Here is a 23,798-nt window from a genome sequence, read left to right as displayed (position 1 = left end):
GTCATTCGGTCCACAGCGTCCAGGCGCCGCCGCGGCCGCTGCTCTCGCAGACCAGCGCTCGACCGTCGTCGGTGCGCCCGGTCTTGGACACCCCCGGATCGCAGGTCGCGCCGGATTCATAGCGGCCGGTGCCCACGTTGTAGGGCCCCGACCACTGGTAGCTGCTGGATGTCCCGCTGACTTGCAGGCACAGCAACGTACTGCCGTCGCTGCTCTGGCCGATCGCGCCGACCTGGGCGGACGGGCAGGTCGCGCCCTTGCGCGCGGCCACGGGAGTGGCGCTCGGCGCGGCGGTCGTGGTGGTCGGTGCGGCGGTGGTGGTGGGCGCGGCGACGGGTGGGGCGGCCGTGAGGGCGGCCGACGGGGTGCGTTCGGCGGCGGCCTGCTCGGTCCCGGGTAGCTTGTCGGTCAGCGAACTGCCGCTCGCCACGACGAAGGCGACCACGGCGACGGCTTGGGCGATGCCCAGCAGCAGCGCGAACGTCGCCATCCCTCGGCCCTTGGGGTAGCCGAAGGAGATCAGGGCGAACACGATCGCCACCGGGAACAGCAGGATCAGGGCCGCGACGAGGGCGACCACCGCGTAAGGATTGACGATCGGCAGCGGATCGTCCTCGCCGTTGTCACCGTCGGCGACGCGTTGCGGCCACCGCTGTTCCGAACGCGGATCGGACCACTGCGTTTCGTCGTCCGATTCCGGCCACCGCGAGCGTTCCTCCCATTGCCGACCCCGTGCCATTCCCAAGTCCCTCTCGCGTGAAACCACTCGCGCAGGAACCTCGGGCAGCCCGAACCCCCGCCCCGATTTACGACACACAATAAAGGGCCTCGGCAACGCGCGGTAGGAAAGCGGGGGCCGTGAATTGTTCGATAGATCACGCCGGAGTTCGCGCAAAGCGCCGCGCGCGGAAAGGAAAGCGGCTACCACGGGACACGAAAGCGCGCCCGTCGCATATTCGCGGCGGGCGCGCTTTCGGGTTCAGGACGCGCTGTCGATCCTGGGCATGGTGGTGGTGACCAGGGTGGTGAGCATGTCCACCAGCAGCGCGAACACCTGTTCGCGGCGCAGGGTTCCGCGCACGATCCATTCCCGGCCCGCGACCTTCACCAGTCCGCCGTAGGCGCGGACCAGCGCGCGCAATTCCGCGCCGTGCGCCGAATCGCCCATTCCGACCATGAGCAGCATGCGTTCGGCGGCGGCGTCGTCGGCCTGGTCGAGGATCTGCTGCACCTCGGGGTCGTCGCCGACGCCCTCGTGACTGGTCACCTTGACCCAGGTGTTGCCGTGTTCGGCCACCGTCGCGAGCAGCCAGTGCACACTGGCCTCGACGCGCTCGCGCACCGACCCGGTGGGCACCACCATCTCCTCGGGCCGCGGCAGCGTCACCATGCGGCGCACGACCGCGAGGTAGAGATCGCGCTTGTTGCCGAAATAGTGGTTGATCAAGCCGCGGGCGACGCCGGCGCGCTGGGCCAGTTCCGCGGTGGAGACCGCCGCGTAGGGACGTTCGCCGAACATCTCGATGGCGCAGGCCAGGATCTGGGCCCGCCGTTCGTCGGGTTCGAGTCGCCTGCGGCGCGGGGCGTCCTCAGAGAGATCGTGCAATGAGATCCTTCATCACTTCGTTGCTGCCCGCCAGGATGCGCAGCACGCGGGCACCGGTGTACAGCTGGGAAATGGGGTATTCGGTCATGTAGCCGTAGCCGCCGAACAGTTGCAGGCAGCGATCGACCACGATACCCAGCTGGTCGGTCAGCCAGTACTTCGACATGGCCGCGGTGGGGATGTCCAGTTCGCCGCGCAGATGCTTGGTGATGCAGTCGTCGAGGAAGGTGCGCGACACCTTGGCGAGGGTGGCACATTCGGCCAGCTCGAATTTGGTGTTCTGCATGGCGTAGAGCGGCTTGCCGAACGCCTCGCGGCCCTTGGTGTATTCGATGGTCAGCGCGACGGCCTTCTCCATCATCGCCACCGCGATGATGCCGGTGACCAGGCGTTCCTGGGCCAGCATCTGCATCATCTGGTAGAAGCCCTGGCCCTCGGCCTCACCGAGCAGGTTGCTCGCGGGCACGCGCAGTCCGTCGAAGAACAACTCCGCGGTGTCCTGGGCCTTGCCGCCCATCTTGTCCAGGATGCGGCCGCGCTTGAAGCCGGGGGTGTCGTCGGAGACCTCGGCGAAGATCAGCGAGACGCCCGCCGCGCCCTTGGTGGGGTCGGTCTTGGCGGCGATGACGATGCCGTCGCACAGCCAGCCGTTGGTGATGAAGATCTTGGAGCCGGTGATGACGTATTCGTCGCCCTCGCGCACGGCCCTGGTCTTGATGTTCTGCAGGTCCGATCCGGTGCCCGGCTCGGTCATGCCGATGGAGAGCACCATCTCACCGGAGACGGCCTTGGGCAGCACGCGCTGCCGTAGTTCCTCGGTGCCGAAGTGCTGGATGTAGGGGGCGATGATCGAGCTGTGCACGGAGACGCCCAGCGATCCGTCACCGGCGAAAGCCTGTTCCTCGATGATGGCGGCCTCGTGGGCGAAGGTGCCGCCACCGCCGCCGTATTCGGCGGGCACAGCCGGACACAGCAGACCGAGTTCGCCCGCGCGGTTGTACAGGTGGCGGTCCGGGTGTCCCTGCTTGACGTACTTCTCCTCGTGCGGGACGACTTCCTTGTCGAAGAAGTTCCGCGCGAGTTCCCGTACCGCTTCAACCTCGTCGTCGCTCCACGCCGCACGTGCCATTGCCGATCCTTTGTCTCGCTGCCGATGGGCCGACCTCCGTGTCCGCCCTGCATCAGAGTCCCCAATTATTGGCATCCTGTCAACAAAACGGCGCGCACGTCGGACCGGCGCTGGTCAGCGGGTTGCCGGTGCGGGGGCGCGGGCGATCAGCCCGCGGCGCGACCGCGCTGGTCGACGGCGGCGAGGGTGGTGAAGATCGGGGTGTCCGGATCGGCGGAGATGCCCTGGCGACGCAGGTAGCCGTCGATCAGACCCCAGACGAATTCGCTGGCCTGATCGACGAATTCGTCGGTGTGCTCGGGTTCGGGCCTGCCCGCGTCGCCCAGCCACAGATCCGTGGTGGCCACCACCACGCCGACCACCGCGCGGGACAGGTAATCGATGCCCGCGGCGTCGATCGGTAGCGGTTCGGCGATCTCGCGGGCCTGCGCGGCGACCCGGCCCGCGGCCGCGCGGCCCAGATCGAATTGCAGGACCGAACCGTCGTCCTGCTGAGCCAGTTGCGCCTGGCCGAGGAAGCGGAACACGTTGGGGTGCCGCAGGATGGAATCGGCGTACCCCGTCAAAACCCGCCGCAGCGCCACCCGCGGCGGTTGCAGCATCAGCGTCAGGTCCGCGCCCGCCGCCGCGGCGGCCGAGCGGGCCATCCGGTCGCCGATCTCGGTGTAGAGGTCGGCTTTGTCGACGAAGCGCCGGTACAGGCGGGGTTTGGTGATGTGGGCCTCGCGGGCGATGTCGTCCATGCTCGGGCGCGGTCCGTCGCGATCGATCACCCGGATCGCGGCGTCGACGATCTCGGCGCGGGAAATGGTCCGCGGCGCTGATCGGGTTCTCGCACGTGGCACGCCAGGCAGCTTACACGTACCGCCGGTACGCTCGGCCCGTCCGCGCGGCGCGATCGCCGGTCGGACCGCGCGTGACCCACGTCATACGCGGTCCGTACATCGCCCGTTGCGGAGGGGGCGGACGTACTGTCAGTATCGAGCAACGTACCGGTGGTACGTACGGGTGCCCCGCGCGCCCGGCCGAGCGCCCATCGACCGGAGCAGCCCATGAACCGACCCTCCGACGGCGCCGACCCGGCGAGCGTCCACCGGCCCAGCCGCACCTCGTTCGTGCGGGGCGCGGGCATCGACCTGGCCGTCTACGAATGGGGGTCGCTCGCGGCCGATCCGCTGGTGCTGGTGCACGGACTGACCGACACCCACCGGGTCTGGTCCGACGTCGCGGTGCTGCTCGCCGACGGATTCCGGGTCATCACCTACGACGTGCGCGGCCACGGCCGCTCCGACGGCCCGAACGCCTGCGCCGACTACCGCCTCGATCGGCTCGCCGAGGACTTCTTCGCCGTGATCGACCGCGTCAGCCCGCACCGCCCGGTGCACGTGTGCGGTCACGGGTGGGGCGCGGTGCAGATCTGGGAGGCGGTCTGTGACGAACGCGCCAACACCAGGATCGCCTCGTTCACCGCCATCGCCGGACCCAACCTGGACCATGTCGGGTCGGTCCTGCGGGAACTGGTGACCCACCCCCGCGACACCGTGCAGATGCTGGCCGACCACCGACTGTGGTGGCGCGGCGGACGCACGGTGCGCATCGCCGCGCAGCGACTGGGCCTGCCGCCGCGGGTGCGGACCTGGGCGATCGAACTGCTCGGCGGTTACTCCCGCGCGCACGCGACCTTCGCGCCGACCTGGCGTTCGGATCTGGGCGCGGGCGCGCGCATCGCCTGCGTCAACCTGGCCCACCACCTGTTGCGGCCCCGGCACCGCCACACCGCCGTCCCGGTGCAACTGGTGGTCGACACCACCGACGTGTTCGTCCCGCCGTTCCTCTACTACAGCAGCGCCCGGTGGGTGGACCGGCTGTGGCGCAGTTCCATCCCGGCCGATCACTGGCTGCCGGTGACCGAACCGCTGCTCGTCGCCGAGGCCGTCGCCAACTTCGTCGACGACCTGGAAGCCGCCAACACCTCCCATCCGGGGACCGACAGCGCCGGACGCTGAGCGGGCCCGCGGGCCGCCGGTCCCGGCCCGTCGGACCGCACGCTGCGGGAATGCGACAATGGTCGGGTCCGCACGCACCCGTTCACGAAGGATCGCCCCGCACTCCGATGGCCGCACACACCCCGTCGCCCACCCTGTCCGACCCGGCCATCGCCCCGGAGGATCTCGCCGTCTGCCTGCGCGTGCTCGAGCAGGCGGGCGCGCTGGACAAGGACCACCCGGATTCGGTGGCCGTGCAGCGGGCCGTGGGGCACATGTTCAAGAAGCTGAAGAACCGTCGCCGTCTGGAGGCGCGGGCCGCGGTGTCGGAGGCCGACCGCGCGGTGGTCGCCGCGACGGCGACCGGATCGCCGAACCGCATCGATGACGAGACGGCGGGCATCCCGCTCAGCTCGGCGACCCAGGGCGGCAGCGCGGGCACGCTGCTGCGGCCGCGCCCCTGCTACATCTGCAAACAGCGCTACACCCGGGTCGACGCCTTCTACCACCAGTTGTGCCCGGAGTGCGCCGCCGACAGCCACACCCGCCGCGACGCGCGCACCGACCTGTCCGGCCGCCGCGCGCTGCTGACCGGCGGGCGCGCCAAGATCGGCATGTACATCGCGCTGCGACTGCTGCGCGACGGCGCGCACACCACCATCACCACCCGCTTCCCCAACGACGCGATCCGTCGTTTCGCCGCGATGGAGGACAGCGCGCACTGGCTGCACCGACTGCGCGTGGTCGGCATCGACCTGCGCGACCCGGCCCAGGTGGTGGCCCTGACCGAGGATGTGGCCGCGCAGGGACCGCTGGACATCCTGATCAACAACGCCGCCCAGACCGTGCGCCGCTCCCCCGGCGCGTACAGCGCGCTGGTGGAGGCGGAGTCCGGTCCGCTGCCCGCCGGGGAACTGCCCGAGGTGGTCAGCTTCGGCAAGACCATGCAGGCCCACCCCACCGCGCTGACCGCGTCGCTGACCCCCTCCCTCACCGCCGCCGACGTCGCCGAACTGGCGATGGTCGCGGGATCGGCCACCCCCGAACGCATTTCGCGCGGGATCGCGATCGACGCGGGCGGGCTGGTGCCCGACCTGGCGCACACCAACAGCTGGGTGCAGACGGTCGCCGAGGTGGACCCGACCGAACTGCTCGAGGTGCAACTGTGCAATTCGGTGGCGCCGTTCATCCTGGTCTCGCGGTTGCGGCCGACGATGGCGGCGGCCGCGGCGCGCCGCAAGTACGTCGTGAACGTCTCGGCGATGGAGGGTCAGTTCTCCCGCGCCTACAAGGGGCCTGGACATCCGCACACCAATATGGCCAAGGCGGCGCTGAACATGCTGACCCGCACCAGCGCGGCGGAGATGTTCGAGCAGGACTCGATCCTGATGACCGCCGTGGACACCGGGTGGATCACCGACGAGCGCCCGCACTACACCAAGATGCGCCTGGCCGAGGAGGGTTTCCACGCGCCGCTGGACCTGGTCGACGGCGCGGCGCGCGTCTACGACCCGATCGTGCGGGGCGAGAGCGGAACCGATCTGTTCGGCTGCTTCCTCAAGGACTACCGCCCCTCCCCCTGGTGACCGCTTCCCCGTGACCGTCGCCGTACCGATATCGGGTGGTCACGCGCGCGCGGCCACGCGACGGACACCGTTGCCGCGCAGCGGGGTCGGCGTCGGGGCGGCTCGATTGCGCTGTATCGCAGCGCGGTTGCCGTAACCGACCGGGCGGCCTTCGAGGCAACGCATGCCGCCCGGAACTATTACTGTCGGTGTGGTGAACGATCACGCACGGCTGGTCCACGAGTACGAAACCGGCATAGGTGTCCCCACCTCCGTCATCGACCGGGCGCCCGACCCCGGCGGACACCTCGCCGCGACCTTGCCGGTGTGGAGTCTGGCGGCCGGTTCGATCGCGGCGTTGACCACGGCGGCCAACCGGATGCGCGACGCGCACGGACTGGCCCCGGTGGCCCATCGGATCGTTCCCGAACGCATCGCCGCCTCGTTCTCGAGCGAACGCCTGTTCCGCACCGAGGGCAGGCCGCCCGCGATCTTCGCCGACCTGTCGGGCTTCTTCCCGACCTACGACGGCTGGGTCCGCACCCACGCGAACTACCCGCACCACCGCGCCCGCCTGCTGGGCGCGCTCAACCTACCCGACAACGCGCCGATCGATCTGGCGGTGGCGCAATTGGCGATGAGCCGCGCCGAGGACGTCGAGGAAGCGGCCGCCGCGCACGGCGCGATCGCGGTGCGGGTGCGCACCGAAGAAGAGTGGGCGGGTACGCCCGAGGCGATCGCGGCGGCTTCGGGGCCGCTGGTGGCGATCGAGCAGCGGCCGGATCGCGCGGGCAGTCTGTCCCGGTCCGACGCCACGCCGTTCCAGCCGCTGCGCGGCGTGCGCGTACTGGACATGACCAGGGTGATCGCCGGTCCGGTCGCCACCCGCACGCTCGCGCTGCTCGGCGCGGAGGTGCTGCGCGTCGACCCGCCGTTCCTGCCGGAGATCTCTTGGCAGTACCTCGACACCTGCCAGGGCAAGCTGTCCACCAGGGCCGATCTGCGCGCGCCGGTGTTCGAGGATCTGCTGGCCTCGGCCGACGTCCTGGTCACCGGTTACCGGCCGGGAGCGCTCGAGTACGCCGGACTCGACATCGGCGTGCGGCCCGGTCTGGTGCACGGCCGCGTGTGCGCATGGGGTGAGATCGGCCCGTGGGGCGCGCGGCGCGGTTTCGACAGCATCGTGCAGGCCGCGACCGGGATCTCGATCGTGGAAGGCGCGCCGTCGGTGCCCGGGGCGCTGCCCGCCCAGGCCCTCGACCACGCCTCGGGGTACCTGTTGGCGGCGGGCGTCATCGACGCGCTCGCGGCCCGCACCTACGACGGCATCGGCCGTGACGTGCGAGTCGCGTTGGCGCGCACCGCGTCCTGGTTGCTCGCCGCGCCGGGGCGGACCCTCAACCACCCGCAGGCCACGCCGCCGTCACCGGAGGCGACGGTCGCGCACGGGCCGGTGGTGACGGCCGCGCCCGCACTGGCCGAATATCCGGACTACGCCTGGCCCGCGCCCGGTTACGGCAGCAACTATCCCGCCTGGCCGGTGCGCACCCGCTGACCGTCGCGCCCTCGCGCGGGCGGTGTCGGGCCGGTCGATAGGCTCGACCGATGCGCAGGCCGATCATTCTCGACGTCGACACCGGGATCGATGACAGCTTGGCCCTGCTGTACCTGCTGGCGAGCCCGGAGGCCGAGATCCTCGGCATCGCGTCGACGGCGGGCAACGTCGCGGCCGACCGGGTGGCGTTGAACAATCTGGCCTGGCTCGAACTGTGCGGTGTGCCCGAGATCGAGGTCGCCCTCGGCGCGGCCGAACCGTTGGCGATCCCGCTGCGCACCACCGAGGACACGCACGGCCCGCACGGTGTCGGGTACGCCGAACTGCCCGCGCCGACCCGGACCTGGTCGGACCGTTCGGCGGCGCGGATGTGGGTGGATCTGGTGCGCGCGCGTCCGGGCGAGATCATCGGCCTGTGCACGGGGCCGTTGACGAATCTGGCGCTGGCGCTGCGCCTGGAACCGGACCTGCCGCGACTGCTCGGCAGACTGGTGATCATGGGCGGCGCGTTCAACCATCCCGGCAACACCACGCCGACCAGCGAGTGGAACGTCCACGTCGACCCGGAGGCCGCCAAGGAGGTGTTCGACGCCTTCTCCGCCGCGCCCGCCGACCGCCGTCCGCTGGTCTGCCCGCTCGATGTCACCGAGACCATCGAGATGACGCCCGAACACCTGGGTCGGCTGGCCGCGCTGGCCGGTTGCGTGAGCGCACCGGTCGCCCTGACGGACCCGCCGGGCACCCGCTCGCGCGCGAGTTCGCCGATCGTGCGGCACGTCGAGGACGCCGTGCGGTTCTACTTCGAGTTCCACCACCACTACGACCAGGGCTACCTGGCGCACATGCACGATCCGTTCGCCGCCGCCGTCGCCCTGGACCCGGGGCTGGCGGTACTGCGCCCCGCGACGGTCGACGTCGAACTCACCGGCGCGCTGACCAGGGCCATGACGGTGGCCGACTGGGCGGGCATGTGGGGCCGGGAACCCAACGCCGACATCGTGGTCCGCGCGGAGCCCGCCGTGTTCTTCGATCGTCTCCTGGACCGGGTTGCCGCGTTCGCCCGCTCGGTCGCCGCGTCGAGCCCGATGGAGGTGCCGTGAACGAAGCCGACGAGGTCACCGCGTTCTGGACGGGGCTCGACCTGCCCGGAATCATCGACGTCCACACCCATTTCATGCCCGAACCGGTGATGCGCAAGGTGTGGGCCTACTTCGATTCGGCGGGACCGCTGATCGGCCGGGAATGGCCGATCACCTATCGCGAGGACGAGCAGGTCCGGCTGAAGACGCTGCGTGAGTTCGGTGTTCGCGCGTTCACGGCACTGGTGTATCCGCACAAACCCGAGATGGCGGCCTGGCTCAACGAGTGGACGGCCGAATTCGCCGCGCGCACACCGGATTGCCTGCACACCGCCACGTTCTTCCCGGAGCCCGGTGCGGCCGACTACGTGCGCGCCGCCCTCGCGGCGGGTGCGCGGGTGTTCAAGGTGCACGTCCAGGTCGGGGCCTTCGATCCGCGCGATCCGCTGTTGGACGAGGTGTGGAAGGTGTTGAACGACAGCGGGGTTCCGGTACTGGTGCACTGCGGGTCGGGGCCGGCGCCGGGCGAGTTCACCGGGCCGGGACCGATGGCCGAGGTGCTGCGGCGCTTCCCGCGACTGCGGTTGATCATCGCGCACATGGGCACGCCGGAGTTCACCGAATTCCTCGATCTGGCCGAGCGGTATCCCAACGTGTGGTTCGACACCACGATGGTGTGGACCGATTTCGCCGAGGCGGGCGCGCCCTTCCCCGACGCCGAACGCGGTCGGCTGGTCGACTTCGGCGACCGCATCATGTTCGGCAGCGACTTCCCCAACATCCCCTACACCTACCGGCACGCGCTGCACGGGCTGGAACGGCTCGAGCTGGGCGATTCCTGGCTGCGCGGCGTCTGCTACGACAACGCGGCGCGACTGTTCGAGCTCGCCTGAGGCCCCTGCCCGGCCTCGGCCGTCGCCGCGCCACGTGACAGTCCGCTGGCGCGCAGCACGCGGCGCGCGATCGCGGCGCGGATCGATTCGTCGGTGCCGACGACCCGCACATGCCTGCGGGCCCTGGTGATCGCGGTGTAGAGCAGTTCCCTGGTCAACAACGTGGATTCGGGTTCGGGCAGCACCACCGAGACGGTGTCGTACTGGCTGCCCTGGCTGCGGTGGATGGTCATCGCGAACACGGTGACCACGGCCGGGAACTGGGTGGGGTGCACCAGGTACGGCGCGCTGCCGCGTTGCAGGGCCGCGCGCAGCGACCCGTCCGGCAGGCGCACGATCACGCCGGTGTCGCCGTTGTAGATCCTGGCCTCGTGATCGTTGGCGGTGACCAGCAGCGGTTGGCCCGGATACCACGGGGTGTGCGCGGATTCCGGTCCCGCGCCGCTCGCGGCCGCCCACTCCGCGGCCATCCGGTCCCAGCGCTCCACGCCGAAGGGGCCTTGGCGGTGCGCGCACAGCAGGCGGTGCGATTCCAGGGCGGCCAGCGCGGCGACCGCGTCGCCCGCCAGTGCCGCCGAGGTCACCGCGAGCGCGGCGGCGGCCACGTCCGCGCGGACGGCGGCGGTGTCCTGCGGGGGACACAGCGACACTTCGTCGCCGCCCGCGCGCAACAGGTCCAGCGCGGTGTCGGCGTCACCCGCGCGCACCGCCACCGCCAGGTCGGCGATGCGGCCGCCGAAGCGGCGACCCCGGGTCAGGCGGACGATGCCGCCGCGCATCCGGGTCCGTTCCAGCGGTGTCAGCGCGTCGGGACCGGCCGCGTCGGCGTCCGTGGCGAGGATTCGGTCCAGCGCCGGATTCGGCACGCCGAGAACAGGTCCGGCGACCAGGTCGGCCAGGACCGCGCCCGCGTCCACCGAGGCCAACTGGTCGGGGTCGCCGACCAGGACCAGTCGGGTGTCCGGGCGCAGCGCGGACAGCAGGCTCGCCATCATCGTCAGCGACACCATGGAGGTCTCGTCGACCACGACGACGTCGTAGGGCAGCCGGTTGAACTCGTGGTGGCGGAACCGCGCGCCGCGCCCGCGCTGCCACCCCAGCAGTCGATGCAGGGTGGCGGCGGTGAGTTCGGGCAGACCGAGGCCGGCCGCCTGCTCGCGCACGGCTTCCTGGAGGCGGGCGGCGGCCTTGCCGGTCGGCGCGGCCAGCGCGATCCGCAGCGCGGGGGCCTTCGGATTCGCCGCGCGATGGGCTTCGAGCAGGGCCAGTACCCGCGCGATGGTGTGGGTCTTGCCGGTGCCGGGGCCGCCCGCGACGACGGTGGTCCACTGCGTCGCGGCCAGCGCGGCGGCCAACCGCTGTCGGTCGGGGCCGGCCTCGGCAGGGCCGAACAGGCGATCGAGTTCGGCGCGCACGATCTCGGCGTCGACCACGGGGTGGCTCGCGGCGCGCTCGATCAGCACCCGGCGGATCGTCTGCTCCTGGCGGTAGTAGCGATCCAGGTACAGCAGGGGGCCGCTGTCCCCGCCCGCCTCGTCCTCCACCAGGCGCAGCGGCGTGAGCGGCCCGGCCGTGCCGCCGCGGACCAGCGGGCTGACCCGCAGCGCCGCGATCACCGCGTCGATGTCCGGCCACGGCAGGGTGGCGGGATCGACCCCGCCGTCCCAGGTCTCCTCGGCGTCGAGGCCGATATCGCGCATCCGGCGCAGTTCCAGGCAGACCGACCCGGAGCGCACCGCGCGCACCGCCAGCGCCGCCGCGAAGATCACCTCCTCGGCGGATTCGCCGCCGAGGCGGCCCAACCGCAGCGCGACGTGCACGTCGGCGGCCGCGAGCACCCCGGCCTCGTTGAACAGCCGCAGCAGGCCCGTGCCGCGCTGGGCCACCTGGATCGCGGTCACGCGCGCTCTCCCGCCAGCAGATCCGACAAGGCTAGGATCAGCGCGGTGGGCGGTCGCCAGTCCAGGACGCCGCAACCGGGCGGGGTGTCGGGACCGATCATGCCGCGCACGAACAGGTACGCGCAGCCGCCCAGGTGGGTGTCCGGGTCGTAGCCGGGCAGCCGCCAGCGCAGATACCGGTGCAGCGCCACGGAATACAGCAGCGCCTGCAACGGATAGTGCGACCGGACCATCTCCGCGGCCATCCGTTCGCGCGTGTAGTCGCCCACGGTGAGCTCGCCGGCGCCGATGCGGTTGGTCTTGTAGTCCACGACGACGAAACGCTGTGCGCCGTCCACGGATACCCGCAGGACGGCGTCGATGCTGCCGGTCAGGTAGCCGCGCAGGTCGACGTCCTCGAGGTCGGCGACCCGGTCGGCGTAGCCGTGGAACATCTCGTCGGGGCCGAGGTGTGCGCGCAGCAGCGCCGCGATGCCGTGCAGGGTGCCGGTCGCGGCGGCGGGGGTGTCGCCGCCGGCCAGCGGGAGCTCGAATTCGAGTTCGTCGAGTTGGTCGCGGCCCGCGATGTCGGCCAGACGGCCGAAACCCAGCGGAGTGCGCAGCACGGCCAGCAAGGCGGCGGCCAGCAGGTCGACGTCCACGTCGGCCATCGCGCGCTGCACCGCCTCCGCGCAGCGCAGGCGCACCTGCGCGGCCAGGTCGGCGACGTCGCGGTCGAGGTGTTCGAGCACGCCGTGCACCAGCGTGCCGAATTCCGCGCCGTAGGGCAGGTCATTCATCAGCGAGGGCGCGCCCGAGGGGGCGGTTTCGGCGAGCGGCATCGGATTCTCGGGCTCGTCACCGGGTCCGCGTTCGTCCTCCGGTTCGGTATCGAGGAACGTGTCGTGCGCGCTCGCGGTGAGCGCCGAATAGGAGGTGCGCCGCCACTGCGCGTCCACGACCCGCTCGAAGCGCGCGGCGACCACCGCGTCGGTGGCGGGTTCCACCCGCACCCGCCGGATCTCCACCGACTCCGGGGTGTCGACCGCGGTCACCGAGATGGCGCGCGGGACGGCCGCCGCCCAGTCGGTGAGTTTGCGCAGCGCGACGGCGTCGGCGGGCACCGAGGCGCGGTCGGGCACCTGTTCGCCGCCGTCCGGTCGACCGAGGATCAACCGGTGCAGAGGCGCGGCCCCGGTGGTCACCGACGGGGCCCACCACGCGACGACCTGGCATTTCGCCCTGGTCACCGCGACGTAGAGCAGGCGCAGTTCCTCCCCGGCCTCCTCGGCGTCGGCGCGCGACTTGCGCTGGGCGTAGCCGGGAGCCTCCTCGCCGCCGACGTCGAGGACCCGCGCGCCGTCCTCGGTGTGGAACAGCAGCGTGGCCGGATACGGGTTCTTCGCGCTGTCCCACGCGAAAGGCAGGTAGACGAAGGGGAATTCGAGCCCCTTGCTGGCGTGCACGGTGGCGATCTGCACGGCGGCGGCGTCGCGATCGAGGCGGCGGCTGCGGTCGGTGACGCTGCCCGAAGCCGGATCGCGGACGCGGTCGGTGAGCCAGCGCGTCAGCGCGGTCAGCCCGAATCCCTCGACCACGGCGACGTGATCGAGCAGTTGCGCGAGGTGCCGCACATCGGTCAACTGCCGTTCGCCGTTGTCTACGCCGAGCAGGCGACGCGCCAGATCCGCTTCGGCGGCGAGCTTCTCGTACACCGCCGCGAAGCCCGCGCGGGCGAACAGGCGCGCGGCCTCGCGCAACTGGGTGCTCAGCCTGCCGACCAGATCCGCTCCGCCGCTGTCGATCTCGGCGGCGGTGACGCCCAGGATCGGGGTGCAGGCGGCCAATCGCACCCGGTCGGAGCGGTGCGGCTGTTCCATCGCGCGCAGCACCCACAGCCAGTCGGTGGCGCTCTCGGTGGCGAACACGCTGGCGCCGCCCGCCAGGACCGAGGCGACCCCGACCCGGTCGAGCGCCGCGCGCACCACGTCGATCTGAGTGCGGGTGCGCACCAGCACGGCGATGTCGCCCGCGCTCACCGGGCGCGCGGGCCCCGCGCCGTCGGCCAGGGTCAGCCCCGATTCGAGCAGTCCGACGATGTCGGCGGCCAGATCGTCGGCCACCTTCGCGCGCTGCCTGCCGACCGCGGGAAACCCGGATTTGTTGAGCGGTCCCGCGCCGGTGCGCGGCAGACAGCGCAATCGCAGCGGGAACAGCAGATCGGCGGGGCCGTCCAGGCGGCTCCACGGACGGGTCGCGGCGACGGGATGCACCACGATCTCCCGATGGCCGAGCGCCGCGCCGCCGTGCAGATGGTCCAGCGCGGCCAGCAGTCCGGCGTCGCTGCGCCAGTTGGTGGTGAGTTCGCCGCGACTGTCGGCGTGCGCGACCGCGTCCAGGTAGCTGAGCACCTCCGCGCCGCGGAAGGCGTAGATGGCCTGCTTGGGGTCACCGACCAGCACGGTGGTGGCGTGGCCGTGGAAACAGCGGCGCAGGATGTCCCATTGCAGCGGGTCGGTGTCCTGGAATTCGTCCACCAGGGCGACCCGGAAGCGCTGCCGGATGCGGGCACACGCCGCCGGACCGTGGGTCGGGTCGGCGAGCACGTCGTGCAGCAGGACCAGCAGATCGTCGAAATCCCGCAGGCCCAGCAGGCGTTTGCGGCGTTCGGTCTCCGCGCGCACGGCCGCGGCGAAGGCCACCCGCTCGCCGGCCGGGCCGTCGCCCTCGGGGGCGAGCACCGCGTGCGGGTCGGCAACCGCGGCCAGACCAAGAGCGTGCGCGCGCGCCAGGTCGAACGGCGGGCCGGTGCGGGCGTAGCGGTGCAGGTACAGATCGTCCGCGACGGTGCGGACCAGATCCTCGACCGAGTCCACCAGGCGCGCGCCGGGATCGTGTTCGCCCGCGAGGCCGAGTTCGTCGAGCATGCGCTGGCAGAAACTGTGCGTGGTGACGATGGTGCCCGCGTCGAAATCCGACAGCGCCGCCAGCAGGCGGGCGCGGGCGACCGAGGCCCCGTCGGCCAGATGGCGCACCAGTTCGTCGCCGTGGGTGCGGGCCGAATCCGGGTCGGCCAGTGCCGCGGCCACCGACACGAACCGCTCGCGCGCGCGTTGGCGCAGTTCCTGGGTGGCCGCGCGGCTGAAGGTGACCAGCAGCAACTGGGAGATGTCGATGCCGAGTTCGGCGACGTAGCGCACCGCCAGACCGACGATGGCGTAGGTCTTTCCGGTGCCCGCGCTGGCCTCGAGGACGGTGGTGCCGGTGGGCAGCGGGCCGAGCGGATCGAACGGACGCGCGCCGCCGAGCAGCGGTGACGCGAGTTCCGCGTCCTGAACCGTCATCCTCGACCCCGATTTCCGCCCGGCGCCGTCGCGACTCGACCGTGCCGCGACGCAGCGCACAGCCTACTGCGCGAACCCCGCCCGACCGCGGACCTCGGCCGCGCGTCGCCTCGATCGCTCACGGCTGCCCCTGGATCTCGGCCGCCAGCAACGGCGCCCACAGTCGGCGGGCGAGCGCGCCGAAGCGGGTGGACTCCCCCGGTTCGCCCGCCGGGGCGGCGGCGCGAGCCAGATCGTCCAGACGCGGCGCGGCTCCCCAGATGTAGCGCAGGTGCCGGTCGGTGTGGTCGCCGTACTTGCCGGGACCGTTGGGGCCGCCGTCGAATTCGCGCTCGGCGGCGGCCTGGGCCTCCTCGCGGCTCCCGCCGCGGAAGCGCCGCTCGGCGTAGGCGGCGGTCGCGGTCGGGGCCACGGGCAGCGCCTCGCTGAGCCCGGCGTCGCGCAACCGCACCAGGTCACGCAGCAGGGTGACGGCTTCGGGCGCGGTCGGCGCGGTGATCCGCGACTGCCAGGCGGGCCTGCGGAACTGGCCGCGGCCGGTGGTCACCGCCTGCCAGGTGCGATCCTCGGTGGCGGCCAGCGCCAGCACCGAGACCCACGCCGCCAGACGGTGTTTCGGCGCGAGCCGGGAGTAGGTGGCGCGCACCAGTTGTTCGCCGCGCACCTCGGGGACCGTGCCGGTGAGGCGGCGGCCGTTGCCCAGATCGATGGCGACGTCGACCGCGCGGGGCGCGATCCGGTAGTCCTCGGCGCACGCGCGCACCAGCGTGTCCACGGTGCGTTCCACCTCGTCGAGGACCGCGGCGCCCAGTCCGAACGGGGGCAGGGTGCCGCGCCGCCACTCCGCGGCGCGCAGCGTGTCCGGGTCGGCGCCGGTCAGTCGCGCGGTCAACATGCGTTCGCCCAGTTCCCATTTCGCGAGTCCGTCCAACTCGATGGGCATCCGGTCGGCGATGTCGTCCTCGTGTTCGGGCACCCGCAGCCCGAGTCGCTGCCACAGGAAGGCCCGCACGGGGTGTTCCACGAAGGCCAGCAGGTCACCGAGCGCGACGTCCTCCGGGTCGCGCACCGGCAGCGGCGCGGGCAGGAACACCGGGCGCGCCCGGGTCGGTTCGCCGGCGGCCAACGCGCCCGCCAGCGCGGCGGTGTCGAAGCTGAACGGGTTCTCGGCGCGGAAGTTGCGTCGGTCGAAGCTCTGCAACGGGTGCCGGGTCAGCACCGACTCCCCCGGCGGGAGGTAGGCGCGCGCCGCGTCGAGCAGTTCGGCCACCGGGATGGCGGGCGGGCGGTGCGCGCCGCTGACCGGGTCGGCGCCGGTGTAGAGCAGCACCAACCGCTCGCGCGCGGCCGACACGGCGTCGAGCAGCAGTTGCCGGTCCTCGCCGCGCGGATCCCGTTCGCCCGGTAGCGGATCGCGGCCGAGCACGTCGTCGCCGTCGGCGCCGCCCGTGCGCGGGAACACCTCGTCATCGATGCCGAGCAACACCACGACGCGGTGCGGGACCGAACGCATCGGCGTCATGGCGCAGACGGTGAGTTCGCCGGTGCGGAAGTTGGCGCGGGCCGGGCGGGCGGCCAGGCGACCGGCCAGCAGAACGCCGACGTCGGCCAACCGCAACGGGGTGTCGTCGGCGTGTTCGGTGGCTGCCGCCAGTTCGCTCCGGGCCTCGGCGCGGATCCAGGACTGGCTGTCGGGGACGTCGGTGAGCAGATCCAGCGCGCGACCGAGCACAGCGGCCCAGTCCCGGGCGGGTCGCGGCCCTCGCAGGTCGCGCAGGCACACCGCGAGGCGGTCGACGAATTCGGCGAATCGGCCCGCCAGGTCGACGTCGTTGCTGTCCACGTCCTCCAGCGGCAGCGCCAGATCCAGCCAGTCATCACCGGATTCGTCGGCGGTGACGCCGAGCAGGATGCGGTCCACCGCGCCGTTGAGGGTGTTCTGCCCGAAGTCGGCGAGCCCGAACGCTTGCCGCTGCCGCTGCCCGATACCCCAGCGCGCCCCCGATTCGGCGGCCCACTCGCGCAGGCGCTCGATCGCGTCGTCGTCGAATCCGCAACGCCTGCGCACGGTTTCGGTCGCGGCCAGGTCCAGCACCTCGGTGACGGTGACCCGCCCGTCGGCCAGTTCCAACAGGGCCGCGACGACGGCCAGCAGCGGATTGGTCACCCCGCGTCCGCGATCGGCCGGGCGCACCCGCAGCAATTGGGCGGGGTGCGTGGGGGTTTCGGGCGACGCGCCGGTGCGCGCGCCGAAGGCGGCGAGGACCAGCGGCGCGTAGGTCCGAGCCTCGGGACACAGGATGAGCACGTCGCGCGGTTCCAGCGTGGGGTCGGCGGCGAAGAGGCCGAGCAGAACCTCGCGCAGGACCTCGACCTGGCGGGCCGGGCCGTGGCAGGCGTGTACGCGCAGGCTGTCGTCGGCCGGGAGCACGGCGCGCGGCGGCCACCGGTCGGCCGCGATGTCGGCTTGCAGCGCGCCGAGCAGGGTGACGGCGGGCGGCGCGCTCGACGGCGGCAGGTGTTCGTCGGTGTGCGCGGCCCCGCGCAGGCGGTATTGGAGTTCACGTACGTCGCGGGCCAGACCGGCCAGCAGGGGATGGGCGGGCGCGCCGCCGGTGTCGGCGGCGCGGGTGGCGGGAACAGGGCGCTCGCCGAGCGCGTCCCACATCGCGGGGCTGGGGTGGGCCAGCCACAGGTGCACCTCGCGGTGCGCGGCCAAGGCGTCCAGGACGGCGAACTGATCGGCGGGCAGACGGGTGAGGCCGAAGACCGAGAGTCGGTGCGGCAGGTCGAGGCGCTGCGGGTGCGCGCGCACCGCGGCGCAGGTGTCGGCGAGGCGTTCGGCCGGTCCGGGAGCGCCGATCTCGGCGCGCAGTCGCCGCCACAGTCGCGGCTGCCAGAGCAGGTCGGCGGGGACCGCACCGCCCGCGCCGTCGGTGTCCTCGCCCGCCGCCCATTCGGTGAGCAGCGCGGGGCGTTGCGCGGCGTAGCCGTCTAACAGATCGCACAGGCGCGCCGCCGTGGCGTAGCGGCGACCGACGCGGTGCTCCCCGGAGGTGTCCGCGCCCGCGCCGAGATGACGGGCCAGCACCGCGGCCCACGGTTCGCCGACGGCGGCGTCCACGACCCGCAGCATCGCCCACACCATCCGTTCGCGCGACCACGGATCGTCCTGCGCGCGCAGACCCGCCGCCGACGCCTGCACACCGGCGACCAGCGCGGCCGGTGCGGGAAAGGCGATGTTGGCCGCGATCCCGTCGCGCGCGGCGGACCCGGAGACGCCCAGCACACCCGAAAGGCGTTGCGCGAGCCACCGTTCCACGCCCTTGGCGGGCACGGCCACCACCTCGGCCGCGAACGGGTCCGACAGCGGGACGGCCAGCAGCGCGGCCAAGCCGTCCGCCAGGGCGTCGGCGCGCTCGGCCCGGTGGAGGTGCAACGGCATTGGTCGTTTATACGCCGGCGACTCCGGAGCAACCGACCCGCCCCACCCGGCCGAAAGTGAAATGGGCCACACATTCGCCGCGTGGTGGGTCGTGTCGCGTCCGACCCGCGCGCGCCGTATGCCAAGGTGTCGGCCCTGGGGAGGGACGGGTAGAGCTGCTTGGAAAGGCTGGTTGAACGTTCATGAACACCTCGGTGACCCCCCTCGTCCCGAAAGGCGGGTTCACGGTGCGTCGGATCGGTGAGCGCTGGGAGTTGGTCAACACGGGTTTCTACGGGCGCGACGTCGTCCTGCACGCCTGGCCGCGCGCGCGGCACGCGGAGGCGTTCGCCCACTGCTATCGGCTCAACGGCCGCACCGTCGAGGAACTGCGCGCCGCCTTCCGCTGATCTCCGCGCCGAAACCCGCTGCGGTACAGCCGCGCAACCCTCGGCGAGCGCGCGCGGAATTCGGGCACGGGAGGTGCGTCGCCCGCCCGGATGTGACATCGTGGTTTCTCGTGCGTTACCCCTCGACCCCCACCCGGACACCTTCCCGCGTGGCCGCATCCGCCTGTGTCCTCGCCACCGCGGCGATCATGCTGTCGAGTGCCCCCGCGCTGTTGCCCGCCGCGGCGACGCCCGGTGCCTCCGCCGCCCCGCTGCTCACCCGCGGCTGCCCGCCCGGCTTCGACTGCGCCATCGGCGCGCGCCTGGACGCCGTCGATTCCTATCTGCGCGACAGACCGGGCATCACCGGCTATGTGCTGCGCGATCGGGTCAACGGCGGGGTGTACGCCAACGAGAACGCCGAACAGCAGATCTGGACCGCCTCCACCATCAAACTCGCCATCGCGGTGGACCTGCTCAACCGCGCGCGGGTCGGCGCGATCAACTTCACCCCCGAGGACCGCGGCCTGCTGGAGTCGATGATGGCGACCTCCAACGACCAGGCCGCCGACCTGCTGTGGAACAAGTACGCCGGATTCGATCGGATGGCGTTCAACAACGCCTTCCGCGCCAACGGCATGGCCACGCTGGTCCCGCAGCCGACCTCGACGGCGCTGTTCCCGGACTGGTCCTTCCAGAAGTGCACGGCCGCCGACCTGGACCGGCTGATCAACAACGCCCTCGACACCATGCACCCCGACGACCGCAACTACCTGGTCGACCGGATGCGCGCGGTCGACTCCAACCAGCACTGGGGCGTCTGGGGCGCGGGCGCGGGCATGCGGCCCGGCCTGAAGAACGGCTGGTCGGCCGAGGAGGGCGGCTGGGTGGTCAACTCGGTCGGCTTCGCCGGCGCGGGCGAGCGCTACACGCTCTCCATCATGACCTCGCTCGGCGCGGAGGGCGGCTACACCGAAGGCGCCGAGACCGACACCAAGGTCGCCGAACTGCTGCTCGCCGGCTTGCGCTGAGCCGTCCGACGCCGCGACGACGGGCCGCGACCGGCCCGTCGTCCGCGCTGATACCCCCGCGTGTCGTGCTCACCGCGCGGGTCGCACGGACGTGAGCGGGACCGCCCGCGAAGATCACGAACCGGAGTCTCGTCGCGACGCTGCCGATCACGCCGACTACCGTTGGTCACGACCGAGGAACACCTTCGCCGGGGATCGGCCCCAGCCTGTCGAGGAGCACGACGATGAGCACTCCAGATGTCGAAACCCGTCGCCACCGCGTCGTGGTGATCGGTTCGGGCTTCGGCGGCTTGTTCGGCACCAAGCACCTCAAGCGCGCCGACGTCGACGTCACTCTCATCTCCAAGACGTCCACCCACCTGTTCCAGCCGCTGCTCTACCAGGTCGCCACCGGCATCCTCTCGGTCGGCGAGATCGCGCCCGCCACCCGCCTCGTACTGCGCAAGCAGAAGAACGCCAAGGTGCTGCTCGGCGACGTCATCGATATCGACCTCGAGGCCAGGACAGTCACCTCGCGACTGCTCAACCAGGACACCGTCACCGAATTCGACAGCCTGATCGTCGCCACCGGCGCGCAGCAGTCCTATTTCGGCAACGACCGGTTCTCCACCTATGCCCCCGGCATGAAGACCATCGACGACGCGCTGGAGTTGCGCGCGCGCATCCTGGGCGCGTTCGAGGGTGCCGAACTGGCGACCTCGCAGGAGACCAGGGACCGACTGCTCACCTTCGTCGTGATCGGCGCGGGCCCGACGGGCGTCGAATTGGCCGGTCAGATCGCCGAACTGTCCGACCGCACGCTCGAGGGCACCTTCCACAACATCGACCCCACCGACGCGCGGGTGATCCTCATCGAGGGCGCGGGCGCGGTGCTGGGTCCGATGGGTCCGAATCTGGGCGGCAAGGCGCAGCGGCGGCTGGAGAAGATGGGCGTGGAGATCCAGCTCAACGCCATGGTCACCGATATCGACGCGCACGGGGTCACCGTGAAGGACGCCGACGGCACCGTGCGCCGCATCGAATCCGCGTGCAAGGTCTGGTCGGCGGGCGTGCAGGCCAGCCCGCTGGGCAAGATGCTGGCCGACCGGTCCGAGGGCACGCAGACCGACCGGGCGGGCCGGGTCGTGGTGGAGCCGGATCTGACCGTCAAGGGCCACCCGAACGTCTTCGTCGTCGGTGACCTGATGTCGGTGCCCGACGTGCCCGGCCAGGCCCAGGGCGCGATCCAGGGCGCCACCTACGCCGCCAAGCAGATCAAGGCGGGCCTCAAAGGCCAAGCGCCGCAGGACCGCAAGCCGTTCACGTACTTCAACAAGGGCAGTATGGCCACCGTGTCGCGCTTCAGCGCGGTCTGCCAGGTGGGCAAGCTCGAATTCGGCGGATTCATCGCGTGGCTGGCGTGGCTGGCGCTGCACCTGTACTACCTGGTGGGCTACCGCAGCCGGATCATCACCGTCATCCAGTGGTTCGTCACCTTCCTCGGCCGCAGCCGCGGACAGATGGCCGCCACCGAGCAGTGGGTCTTCGCCCGGTTGGCCGTCGAGGCGGTCCAAGCCGATCAGGAGGACGCCGACGAACTAGCGGCGGCCCTGGGCGCACCGCGCTCGGAGGCCACCCGCCTCGCCGCGCAGAAGGCCGCCGAGGAACGACGCGTCGGATAGGTCACGCGACCGACCCGCGTCCGCCTGCCACGCGGGTCCGTCGCCGACGCGCCCGGATCACCGGCGCGGGCTAGACCTCGAGTTCCTCCTCGATGCCCTTGAGGCGGTGCCGCGCCAGCGCCAGGTTGCCGCGGTTGCGGTCCAGCGCCAGGTAGAGGAACAAGCCCTTGGACTTGCGCCCGGTCATCGGGCGGATGATGTGGTACTGGCTCGACAGCGTGATGAGGATGTCCTCGATGTCCTCGCTGAGGCCGAGTTGTTCGATGGTACGCAGCTTGGCGCGGACCACCTCGGTGTTGCCCGCGGCCGCCACCTGGAGGTCGAGGGCCTTGGAGCTGCCCAGCGTCCCCAGCGCCATACCGCTGTTGTAGTCGACCACGGCCGCGCCGAGCGCGCCGTCGATCACCATCATGTTCTTCAGTGACAGATCCATATTGGACATGTCGGTTCCTTCCTTCTACTCACTCGGTGTTCGTTCCCTGCTCGCCGCCGTCGGCGACGGCGTTCAGGTGTTCGGCGATGGTGCGAGCCACCGGCCGCGATTCCAGGTGCAGCCTGCCGACATTGGCGTCGGGGCCGGCCAGGACCGTCAAGGAGGTCCAGCCCGCGGCGTAGACCACCACGTGGCCTTCGGTGCCGCGCACCACGACCTCGTGGAAACCGCCGCCGTGGGCCGTGGTGGCCAGGCGGTAGGACAGCGAGAGCTGGGAGGCCGACAGCGCCGCCATCCCGTTGGGTTCGATGTGGGCGGGCAGATCGTGGGCGATCAGCAATCCGTCGCTGGAGGCGACCAGCGCGCCGGTCAGCGCGGGAACGCGTTCGCGCAGCGCCTTGAGCTCCGCCAGCACCACCTCGTCGGGGTCGGGTCCGGATACCGGCACCTTGGTCAACCTTCCCATCCAATCGCCGAGCAGTTTTCTCCGCGCGGTCACGCAAGCTCCTTCAACGCCGCGAGCAGGCGCACGAGCACATCCCGGTCGACCGGTTCCCAGCGATCCGGAACGGACTCGGCCTCGGTCCGCACCCGCCGCCGCAGCGGCGGCGCGGACGACTGCCGCGAGAACGACACCGACGACTGCCGCCGCGGGGGCGGCACCGGTAACGCCTGGCGCGGGGGCGGCAGCGTCGGCGTGTGCTCGCGCGGTCGTGCCGCGTGTCGTGGCGGCGGGACGCGCCGCGGGTGTTCGATCAGCCCCGCCGCCGTCAGGTCGCGCACGGCGACCAGGCAGCCGTAGGTGGTGCGGCCCAGATCGCGCGCGATCCCCGCGACGGTGCGCTCGGCGTCGGCGGCGGCCAGCACCTCGGCCTGACCGCCGGGCAGTGCGGGCCGCCGCTTCCTGACGCCGCGGATCGGGACGACCGGGACTCGATCGACCAGATCCACGGGCCACGGCCCGGAGTCGGGGTCGCCGCGCCGCGCGCATTCGCGGACGAGGACCCGGGGCGGGACGCGGCAGACCGGGGCCAGCCAATGTGCCGGGGCCGGACGGAATTCCGGCTCCGCGGCGCGCGAGGCCAACAGGAAGTAGCCCGCGTCGAACACCGACAGCATCGCCAGCGCCTCCAGGCGCGGGTGGCCGAGCAGACTGTCCGGGTCACCGACGCCCGCGCGCCGCCAGTCCTCGGCCTCCGCGACGCCCGCTTCCTGCACCAGACGGTCCAGTCCGGCCGTGCGCCTGCACTCCACCGAGGCGATGGCCCCGCCGGCCAGGTGGAACACCCCGTCGCCGGTGCACAGGGTCCCCGTGCGTTCCTCGCGTTCCAACCGCCGCAGTTCGACGGCCAGCTCAGCGCCCATGACCTACCTCGGCGAAATCGGCGAGGACGCCCCGCAACCGGTAGCGGGCCATGGCCAGATTGCCGGTGTCGCCGTCGAAGACGACGTGCACGAACAGTCTGCCGTCGAAATCGCCCGGCACCGGGTTGAGCAGGTGGTAGCCGAGGGTTCCGCACACGATCAGTTCGGTGATGTCGTCACCTTCGCGAGCGGTGGTCAAGGCCGAACAGCCGACGACCGCGCGGATCACGTCGGTCGTCGCCGCCGCGTCCTCGTGTTCGTCCACCAACTCGTGTCTTCCCGCCGCGGCGATCGCCAGACCGCTCGCGCCGTCGACCAAGGTCACACTGCGCGCACCCGGAATCTCCATGATGCGTTGCAGGCAGCCGTCTATACCGATCACCGCGCCCCGCCCTTGTCCTGTAAGGGTTTCTGGGTTGCAGACGCTACACAGCGTTCGCGAGCCGCGCAAAGGAAACG

The 23,798-nt window shown here is 71.7% G+C and carries 19 protein-coding genes; 8 read left to right on the top strand and 11 right to left on the bottom strand.

Annotated elements, in window-relative coordinates; translation table 11 throughout:
• Nucleotide 1: 1 nt before the first annotated feature.
• The 4 genes from ON30_RS39075 to ON30_RS12535 all read right to left on the bottom strand — a co-directional run bounded on the left by ON30_RS39075 (nucleotide 2) and on the right by ON30_RS12535 (nucleotide 3,580).
• Nucleotides 2-739 (bottom strand): hypothetical protein, encoded by a 738-nt coding sequence (locus ON30_RS39075; protein WP_040706833.1) that lies wholly within the window; start codon nucleotides 737-739, stop codon nucleotides 2-4.
• Between the two features lie 240 nt (nucleotides 740-979).
• The gene (locus tag ON30_RS12545) at nucleotides 980-1,606 is read right to left on the bottom strand and encodes a TetR/AcrR family transcriptional regulator (RefSeq protein WP_040706832.1); all 627 of its coding nucleotides are present in this window, start codon (nucleotides 1,604-1,606) and stop codon (nucleotides 980-982) included.
• Nucleotides 1,590-2,735, bottom strand: coding sequence for an acyl-CoA dehydrogenase family protein (locus ON30_RS12540; protein ID WP_040706831.1), 1,146 nt, complete (start codon nucleotides 2,733-2,735; stop codon nucleotides 1,590-1,592). Before ON30_RS12540 ends, ON30_RS12545 begins: the two co-directional genes overlap by 17 nt.
• Nucleotides 2,736-2,881: 146 nt before the next feature.
• Complete coding sequence (locus ON30_RS12535; RefSeq protein ID WP_040706830.1) at nucleotides 2,882-3,580, bottom strand: TetR/AcrR family transcriptional regulator; 699 nt, start codon at nucleotides 3,578-3,580, stop codon at nucleotides 2,882-2,884.
• Between the two features lie 207 nt (nucleotides 3,581-3,787).
• Here ON30_RS12535 and ON30_RS12530 point away from each other — a divergent pair, with 207 nt between their 5' ends.
• From ON30_RS12530 to ON30_RS12510, 5 genes are all read left to right on the top strand, one after another.
• Nucleotides 3,788-4,741 (top strand): alpha/beta fold hydrolase, encoded by a 954-nt coding sequence (locus ON30_RS12530; protein WP_051029250.1) that lies wholly within the window; start codon nucleotides 3,788-3,790, stop codon nucleotides 4,739-4,741.
• 107 nt (nucleotides 4,742-4,848) lie between these two features.
• Nucleotides 4,849-6,306: an SDR family NAD(P)-dependent oxidoreductase gene (locus ON30_RS12525; protein WP_051029249.1), complete on the top strand. Its 1,458-nt coding sequence runs from the start codon at nucleotides 4,849-4,851 to the stop codon at nucleotides 6,304-6,306.
• A gap of 193 nt (nucleotides 6,307-6,499) precedes the next feature.
• Nucleotides 6,500-7,840: a CoA transferase gene (locus tag ON30_RS12520; RefSeq protein WP_051029279.1), complete on the top strand. Its 1,341-nt coding sequence runs from the start codon at nucleotides 6,500-6,502 to the stop codon at nucleotides 7,838-7,840.
• A 50-nt stretch (nucleotides 7,841-7,890) separates the two neighbouring features.
• On the top strand, nucleotides 7,891-8,940 hold the full coding sequence (locus tag ON30_RS12515) for a nucleoside hydrolase (protein WP_040706829.1): 1,050 nt from the start codon (nucleotides 7,891-7,893) through the stop codon (nucleotides 8,938-8,940).
• Nucleotides 8,937-9,812, top strand: a complete 876-nt coding sequence (locus ON30_RS12510; RefSeq protein ID WP_040706828.1) for an amidohydrolase family protein — start codon at nucleotides 8,937-8,939, stop codon at nucleotides 9,810-9,812. Before ON30_RS12515 ends, ON30_RS12510 begins: the two co-directional genes overlap by 4 nt.
• On the opposite strand, the gene recD is transcribed toward ON30_RS12510, so the two are convergent.
• The 3 genes from recD to recC form a co-directional block, all read right to left on the bottom strand.
• Nucleotides 9,776-11,713, bottom strand: coding sequence for an exodeoxyribonuclease V subunit alpha (recD, locus tag ON30_RS12505; protein WP_083911340.1), 1,938 nt, complete (start codon nucleotides 11,711-11,713; stop codon nucleotides 9,776-9,778). The two genes, ON30_RS12510 and recD, sit on opposite strands and share 37 nt — an antisense overlap.
• On the bottom strand, nucleotides 11,710-15,036 hold the full coding sequence (locus ON30_RS12500) for a UvrD-helicase domain-containing protein (RefSeq protein ID WP_051029247.1): 3,327 nt from the start codon (nucleotides 15,034-15,036) through the stop codon (nucleotides 11,710-11,712). The genes recD and ON30_RS12500 overlap by 4 nt, the downstream gene beginning before the upstream one ends.
• A 118-nt stretch (nucleotides 15,037-15,154) precedes the next feature.
• Nucleotides 15,155-18,481: an exodeoxyribonuclease V subunit gamma gene (gene recC / locus ON30_RS12495; RefSeq protein WP_040706827.1), complete on the bottom strand. Its 3,327-nt coding sequence runs from the start codon at nucleotides 18,479-18,481 to the stop codon at nucleotides 15,155-15,157.
• 182 nt (nucleotides 18,482-18,663) lie between these two features.
• Here recC and ON30_RS12490 point away from each other — a divergent pair, with 182 nt between their 5' ends.
• The 3 genes from ON30_RS12490 to ON30_RS12480 all read left to right on the top strand — a co-directional run bounded on the left by ON30_RS12490 (nucleotide 18,664) and on the right by ON30_RS12480 (nucleotide 21,541).
• Complete coding sequence (locus ON30_RS12490) at nucleotides 18,664-18,870, top strand: hypothetical protein (protein ID WP_040706826.1); 207 nt, start codon at nucleotides 18,664-18,666, stop codon at nucleotides 18,868-18,870.
• Nucleotides 18,871-19,019: 149 nt separating this feature from the next.
• On the top strand, nucleotides 19,020-19,880 hold the full coding sequence (locus ON30_RS12485) for a serine hydrolase (protein ID WP_083911339.1): 861 nt from the start codon (nucleotides 19,020-19,022) through the stop codon (nucleotides 19,878-19,880).
• A gap of 224 nt (nucleotides 19,881-20,104) precedes the next feature.
• The gene (locus ON30_RS12480) at nucleotides 20,105-21,541 is read left to right on the top strand and encodes an NAD(P)/FAD-dependent oxidoreductase (protein WP_040706822.1); all 1,437 of its coding nucleotides are present in this window, start codon (nucleotides 20,105-20,107) and stop codon (nucleotides 21,539-21,541) included.
• A 70-nt stretch (nucleotides 21,542-21,611) separates the two neighbouring features.
• On the opposite strand, the gene ON30_RS12475 is transcribed toward ON30_RS12480, so the two are convergent.
• Genes ON30_RS12475 through ON30_RS12460 form a run of 4 tightly spaced genes read right to left on the bottom strand, consistent with a single transcriptional unit; the run spans nucleotide 21,612 to nucleotide 23,721 of the window.
• On the bottom strand, nucleotides 21,612-21,983 hold the full coding sequence (locus ON30_RS12475) for a hypothetical protein (RefSeq protein ID WP_040706820.1): 372 nt from the start codon (nucleotides 21,981-21,983) through the stop codon (nucleotides 21,612-21,614).
• Nucleotides 21,984-22,002: 19 nt separating this feature from the next.
• Nucleotides 22,003-22,473: a roadblock/LC7 domain-containing protein gene (locus ON30_RS12470; RefSeq protein ID WP_245554018.1), complete on the bottom strand. Its 471-nt coding sequence runs from the start codon at nucleotides 22,471-22,473 to the stop codon at nucleotides 22,003-22,005.
• Nucleotides 22,470-23,339, bottom strand: coding sequence for a hypothetical protein (locus ON30_RS12465; RefSeq protein ID WP_040706818.1), 870 nt, complete (start codon nucleotides 23,337-23,339; stop codon nucleotides 22,470-22,472). Before ON30_RS12465 ends, ON30_RS12470 begins: the two co-directional genes overlap by 4 nt.
• Complete coding sequence (locus ON30_RS12460) at nucleotides 23,329-23,721, bottom strand: hypothetical protein (protein ID WP_040706816.1); 393 nt, start codon at nucleotides 23,719-23,721, stop codon at nucleotides 23,329-23,331. The genes ON30_RS12465 and ON30_RS12460 overlap by 11 nt, the downstream gene beginning before the upstream one ends.
• Between the last annotated feature and the right edge of the window lie 77 nt (nucleotides 23,722-23,798).

Origin of the sequence: Nocardia takedensis NBRC 100417, from assembly GCF_000308695.1 — a bacterium.
Classification (GTDB): domain Bacteria; phylum Actinomycetota; class Actinomycetes; order Mycobacteriales; family Mycobacteriaceae; genus Nocardia; species Nocardia takedensis.
This window is presented reverse-complemented; position numbering and strand designations above follow the sequence as displayed.